The organism is Polaromonas sp. P1_G4 (assembly GCF_056405475.1).
Genome location: NZ_JBFUCA010000417.1, coordinates 1 through 3908, shown reverse-complemented (window position 1 = coordinate 3908; position 3908 = coordinate 1). Strand labels below are relative to the sequence as shown.

The 3908-nt window shown below is 63.6% G+C and carries 6 protein-coding genes; 4 read left to right on the top strand and 2 right to left on the bottom strand.

Features of this window, described 5'->3' with window-relative positions:
- Positions 1 to 234: group I truncated hemoglobin (locus tag AC1D1X_RS17785; RefSeq protein ID WP_477698785.1), on the top strand; the 234-nt coding region annotated here is incomplete at its 5' end.
- Positions 231 to 899: a cupredoxin domain-containing protein gene (locus AC1D1X_RS17780; protein ID WP_477671261.1), complete on the top strand. Its 669-nt coding sequence runs from the start codon at positions 231 to 233 to the stop codon at positions 897 to 899. The genes AC1D1X_RS17785 and AC1D1X_RS17780, both read left to right, overlap by 4 nt.
- Before the next feature lie 19 nt (positions 900 to 918).
- On the opposite strand, the gene AC1D1X_RS17775 is transcribed toward AC1D1X_RS17780, so the two are convergent.
- Together AC1D1X_RS17775 and AC1D1X_RS17770 are read right to left on the bottom strand one after the other, a co-directional pair.
- Entirely contained in the window at positions 919 to 1512 is a 594-nt protein-coding gene (locus tag AC1D1X_RS17775; RefSeq protein ID WP_477671260.1) for a hypothetical protein, read from the bottom strand.
- A 29-nt stretch (positions 1513 to 1541) separates the two neighbouring features.
- Complete coding sequence (locus tag AC1D1X_RS17770) at positions 1542 to 2117, bottom strand: DUF3455 domain-containing protein (RefSeq protein WP_477698784.1); 576 nt, start codon at positions 2115 to 2117, stop codon at positions 1542 to 1544.
- A gap of 225 nt (positions 2118 to 2342) precedes the next feature.
- On the opposite strand from AC1D1X_RS17770, the gene AC1D1X_RS17765 reads away from it, so the two are divergent.
- Both AC1D1X_RS17765 and AC1D1X_RS17760 read left to right on the top strand, forming a co-directional pair.
- Positions 2343 to 2957: an RNA polymerase sigma factor gene (locus AC1D1X_RS17765; protein ID WP_477671258.1), complete on the top strand. Its 615-nt coding sequence runs from the start codon at positions 2343 to 2345 to the stop codon at positions 2955 to 2957.
- Positions 2954 to 3697: an anti-sigma factor gene (locus AC1D1X_RS17760; protein ID WP_477698783.1), complete on the top strand. Its 744-nt coding sequence runs from the start codon at positions 2954 to 2956 to the stop codon at positions 3695 to 3697. Before AC1D1X_RS17765 ends, AC1D1X_RS17760 begins: the two co-directional genes overlap by 4 nt.
- Positions 3698 to 3908 lie beyond the last annotated feature (211 nt).

Genomic DNA, 3908 nt, shown 5'->3' with positions numbered 1-3908 from the left:
GACCAGCTCTGCGCCCTGAGCGGCGGCCCCTGCATTTACAAGGGCGCAGACATGAAGAGCGCGCATGCCAACCTTGATATCAAAAAATCGGACTTCCACGCCCTGGTGGAGGTGCTTCAGCAAAGCATGGACGCCAGGGGCGTCCCTTTTCGCAAACAGAATGAAATGCTGGCACTGCTGGCCCCGATGAACCGGGACATCATCACGCCCCCTGAAACGGCGGTCAAACCATGAAAAAAGCGATCCAGCTCACAGCAATTAGCGCGCTCTTCGCCTTCGGCGCAGGGGTTCATGCGGCCAGTCTCACGGTGTCGGTGCTCGACAAAGACGGCAAACCGGTGCCGGATGCCGTGGTCGTGGTGGCACCCGCCAACAAAAGCGCCCAGCCCAGGACGCCGCTGGCCGCGCAGGCCACCATTCACCAGGAAAAGATGCAGTTTGTTCCCGCAGTGACGGTGGTGCCCGTGGGGGCAAAAATTCAGTTTGTGAACAACGACCCCTGGGACCACCACGTGCGCAGCTCACCTGCCGGCATGGGCCAGTTCAACGCGACGAATGCCGGCTTCGAACTGCGGCTGGAAGGCAAGCCCGACGGAAAACCGGGCAAGTCCAGCGAGGTGACGCTGGACAAGGCCGGCGTTGTCGGGGCCACCTTGCTGGGCTGTTTTATCCATGGCTCGATGCGCGGCTATATCTACGCCAGTGAATCCCCCTGGGCGGCCAAAACCAGCCCGGAAGGCATCGCGAGTTTTGAGGACCTGCCTGAGGGTGCCGCGCAGCTGAAAGTCTGGCACCCCGACCAGCTGGTGGACATCGCGCCGCAGCAGGTCACGGTGGGCCCCGTGCCGGCCAAAAGCGTCATGCAGCTCACGGTGGTGCCGCGAAGGCGCAGGTCTTGAACGGCCGGCCCCGAGGTTTTTAGCGCCGGCTGTCGTCCTTCTGGGAATCAGGCTCCAGCGGCGACAGGTCGGACGAATAGACCCGGTCGCCGATATGCAGCGCCCGCCCCTTCTCCCAGGCGGCTTCAAAGGCCGCGAGTTCTTCAGCCGTGGCGCGCTCCCGGCGTTGTACCGGTGGCGGTGGGCTGGCCGCATCCTGGCTCGCGGGCAAGGAGACGGGCCGGCTGGGCGCGAAGGCCTGAATCTGCTCATTGATCTGCCAGTACACACCGCTGACCAGCAGGTTGTAACGCGCAGCGGCATTTTTGGCGATAGCCGCACCCACCTCGACCAGCCGGGCCGGCCCACCTTCCCGGTTGTCCAGGAAGTCGGTGGAAAGGTCCACCAGCACCATGTACTGGTGGCCTCGCTTGTCGTTACGCACCACGCGGAATTTGTAGCTGGCCGACAAAATTCCGTGGGCCTGCATCGTGACCTTGATGGCCTCGAACAGCATCTCGCGCCGAAACGCCATGCGCTCGTCAAGGTTCATCTTGACCGGACCCGTCTCAGGCCCCGTGGCATCGTGCTTGGGACTCTTGCTGGCGCTGAAAAGGTTCTTGAGCACGGACATGTCAGGCCTCGCTTCCTCTGGCTTTTGGGTCAGGCTTTTTGGGCGGTGAAAAACACGTAGTCGGCGGTATAGCCTTCCTTGACGCGTTTGCCCGCATCGGCCGGCGCGGTGCAGCCTTTGGCCGGCGCATTGCCGCCCTCGGTGTTCAGGCGCTGCACGMTGGTGACGGTGGCCATCTTGCCGGGCATGCCGGCGGATTTGGCCGTCAGCAATAGCAATGGGATGTCGGCGGGACGCTCGCCGTCGGCGCGCGCTTTTACCGTGCCCACGGTTTTGCTGCCGTCCAGCGCGGTCCAGTTCGGGCCGGCGCCATGCGTGCCGACTTTTTCGTCTTTCTGGTTGAAGAGGTCCGCTTCTGGCGCAACAAACACCCAGGCCCAGCCCTTGTCGCCGGAGCGGCATTCGTAGATCTGCGAGCCCACCGCGTGCCAGGTGAAGGCCACGCGTTCGCCGTCGGCCGGCTTGAGCGCGGCGGGCACCGGCTTGGCATCCATTGGTGCGGCCGGGCCACCGGCGCAGGCGCTTAGCAGCAGTCCAGTACACAACGCGGCAGCGGCAAGGCCTGCGTGAAGCCTGGGTTGGGTGGCGGTTGCTATCGGTGTCATGGCGATCTCCTGAGAGGAGTCCTGCAAATATTGACAGGTCTCCGGGTTAAAAGAAAGTAAAAAAGTCCCAACAACCACATGGCGGAAGGGGGCGTGGGCCGGCGCGGCGCCCGGCCTACCAGGGACAAACGACAGCAAGCGCCGATTGGATGCAGGTTTTTCTGAGAAAAATGCCATAGTCGGGGAAGATTTGCCGCTTGGGCGTAACTCCCTATACTCAGCCGCATGAAACTGGCCCCCGACACGGACACCCGCAGCCTGCAGGCGCTGATTGCCGGCGCAGGGCAAGGCGACCACGCCTGCTTTGCGCAGGTCTATGAACGCACCCACACGCATCTGTTTGGCGTTGCCGTACGTATATTGGGACAAGGACACGCGGCCGAAGATGTGCTGCAAGAGGCTTACGTGAGCATCTGGAAAAATGCCACCGGCTACCGCAGTGAGGTAGACGGGCAAACCATTCAACCCATGACGTGGCTGATTGCCATCGTCCGCAACAAGGCGCTGGACGCCCTGCGCTCCCGCACGCGCCGCAAGGAAAGCGAGTTGCCCGACTCCGGTGATGTGGATGAGGAAGACACCGAAACCACCGCCACACCCACCCCCAGCGCCATGCAGCTGCTGGAACAGGCCACCGAGGCCCTGCACATCGAAGGCTGCATGAGCGCACTGGAAGGCAGCTACCGCCAAAGCCTGGCGCTGGCCTACTACCAGGGCATGTCACATACCGAAGTGGCCGCACAAATGGGCGCGCCGCTGGGCTCGGTGAAAGCCTGGATACGGCGCGGACTCGAAAAACTCAAGGGCTGCCTGGCGGCGCAAGGGGTGGTGGCGTCATGAGATATTCCAGCCCCGAATTGCTCGAACACCTCGCATCGGCCTATGTGCTGGGTACGCTGCAAGATGGCGCGCGCCGCCGCTTTGAGCGCCTGCAGCGCGACCGTGCTGATGTGCGCGTGCGCGTCACACAATGGGAGGCCCGGCTGGGTCAACTCGCCATGTCGGTGCCGGCGCACAAACCGTCTCCCRGGGTGTGGGCTGCGATCGCCGCACGCACCAAACCTGCGGCGCCGCAACAGGCGCCGCAAACAAAACCGTCCTGGCTGGGCTGGCTCAAACCTGCTGGTTTCGGCTTCGGCGGCCTGGCCGCGGGCGTGATCGCGGCAAGCGTGTTTTTTGTCGCCATGCCCACCCTGTTCATGTCCAGCGACCAGATCGCGATGCGCTCCGGCGAAAGGCTGCCGCAAAGCTATGTGGGCCTGCTCACCGACGCCCAGGGCAACGGCAAGCTGCTGGCCAGTTCGCTGCGCCACGGCAAGACCATGACAGTCAAGGTCATAGGCCCGATCACACCACCTGCCACCGGAACCCTGGTGCTGTGGGCGGTGCCGGCCAATGGCCCGGCGTTCTCGCTGGGCGCCGTGCCTACAAGCGGATCGGCGGTTTCCATGCTGCCCGACACCTCGGAAAAGCTGCTGTCCAAAGTCAGCAAGCTGGTGGTAACGCTGGAGACCAGCGCCACACCCGCCAGCCCGAGCGGAACCGTGGTGTTCAGCGGCAATTGCGCCAAGCTGTGGTGAGCGGGCCGGCATCCGGGCTTTGCGACATCCATTCCCTTCATTTATGGCACGTGCAATGACGTTTTTTTTGATCGCCCTTGTGCTCGCTTACCTGGGCATCTGCGCGGCGTTGTTTGCGTTTCAGCGTTCGCTGATCTACTTCCCGCAGCCGAGGTCATGGGGCGGCCCGGCCACGACGCTTCACCTCCAGACACCCGACGCGGCGCTCGTG